1 protein-coding gene is annotated in these 1,949 nt (G+C 34.7%); it reads right to left on the reverse strand.

Features of this window, described 5'->3' with window-relative positions; all coding sequences use genetic code 11:
- Positions 1-181: 181 nt before the first annotated feature.
- The gene (locus EAI80_RS12865; RefSeq protein WP_129982353.1) at positions 182-1,804 is read right to left on the reverse strand and encodes a peptide ABC transporter substrate-binding protein; all 1,623 of its coding nucleotides are present in this window, start codon (positions 1,802-1,804) and stop codon (positions 182-184) included.
- Between the last annotated feature and the right edge of the window lie 145 nt (positions 1,805-1,949).

Below are 1,949 nucleotides of genomic sequence, written 5' to 3' on the forward strand. Positions count from 1 at the left end.
GAAGAAAAGAAAGATACTTGGATATCTTTCTTCTGAAGAACTATTTCTTAACGAACTAGCTAAACTTAATGTAACTGGTAATACTATTTTCTATAATAACTAACTTATCTTCTTATTTCCAGTTTCTGCTTGCAATTCGGGAAGAAATTTAAAATCCCGAGATTGACCCGGGATTTGTATCTTATTTAGTCTTATGAATAAACTTAAATGTGAATGCTGAACCTAATGCGGCTTCATATACAATACCTGTATATTTCTTGTTCTGTAATGATGCAGCACCCTTCTGGAATACTGGTAATACAGCATATTCACTCATACAGATATCTTCTGCCTGATAAAGCATCTGCCATCTCTTCTTAGCATCTCTTTCAGTAGTAGATGCCGCAATTAACTGGTCATACTTCGCATTGTTATATTTACCATAGTTATTTGAGTTACCTGTAGAAACAAGGTTCAAATAAGTGATTGGATCTGGGAAGTCTGGTCCCCATCTTGCACATGAGATATCAAAATCGCCTGATTTCTGACGTTCTACACGGTCTTTCTTAACAGTTGCAACCATTTCGATATCTAAACCTTTAAGTTTTTTGAAACATGCCTGTAAATATTCTGCTTCAGTATCTGCAGGTGTTTCATCTGTACCATAAAGTAATCTTAATTTTAATGAAGAAACACCAAGTTCTTTTAAGCCTTGATCAAAAGCAGCCTGTGCTTCTTTTAGATTATACTGAGTATAATCTTTACCTTCTGAACGATATTCTTTACCATCTGGTCCATAAGTGAAATCAGCACTTACAAAACCATCTGCTTCTCTAGAACCATCCTTTAAGACTTTATTACATAAGTCTTTACGATCAATAGCTAGAGATAATGCTTTACGAATATTTTTATTCGCAAGAGCCTTGTTGTTGAAGTTCAAATATAAATAATACATATAACCCTGTTTGAACTTTACAAGACTATCTTTACCTTCATACTTATCAACTAAAGCTGAGTTAATAGTCGCAAAATCAACTTTACCATTATCAAATGCCGCAGCTGCAGTCTTAGGATCTTGAACAAGATACATATTTAAACCATCTAGTTCAACCTTATCTGCATCATAGTATTTATCATTCTTTTCAAAAGTAATCTTATTAGACTTAGTCCACTTAGTTACCTTGAATGGACCATTCGCAAGTAAATACTTTGCATCAGTGGCATATTTAGAACCACACTTTTCAACAAATTTCTGATTCTGTGGATAGAAGCATGGGAATGTCATGATTTCTAAGAAATAAGGGCATGGCTGAGATAAAGTAACCTGTAATGTTTTCTTATCCTTTGCTTCAACACCTAGTTCCTTAATCTTATCACCAGCAGTTGTACCAAGTTCAGCGAGTTCATCTGCATTCTTAATACATGCCCCTTCTTTACCAAAGATATAAGCATAGCTGCCTGCATTCGCAATTAGTTTTCTCCATGAATAAACAAAATCATCTGCTGTTAAATCATCACCATTAGACCATTTCGCATTCTTTCTAATAGTAAATGTATAAGTTAATCCATCATCTGATAGCTTATAAGATGATGCAGCAGCTGGTACAAGCTTTGTACCACCCTTTGCAGTAATATCCATGAGTCCTTCACTAAATGCATGAATCGCATTAAATGAAACACCATCATCAGATACACTTGAATCTAGAGATGTTACATCTGCTTCACTTGAAAAGTTATAAATCGCTTTATCGTCGGAAGTAGAACCACATCCCACTAACATAGAAGCAGCCAAGGCTGCTGCCACTATAATCTTGAGACTTTTCATAAAAATCCCCTCCATTTATAATCTTTATAAGTACTATTATACGCTAAAACGTTTTCTTTTGTACAGAAAAGGGGCTGTAACGAATAGGTAGTATTTACTACTACCTTGAGCGTTACAGCTCTTTTTCGTATATCCAAACCCAAAA

The organism is Catenibacterium sp. co_0103 (assembly GCF_004168205.1).
In the GTDB taxonomy this organism is placed as follows: Bacteria; Bacillota_I; Bacilli_A; order Erysipelotrichales; family Coprobacillaceae; genus Catenibacterium; species Catenibacterium mitsuoka_A.

Bases quoted from the DNA above. Each gene is read 5' to 3' on its own strand.
- EAI80_RS12865 (WP_129982353.1), bottom strand. From the start codon at position 1,804: ATGAAAAGTCTCAAGATTATAGTGGCAGCAGCCTTGGCTGCTTCTATG.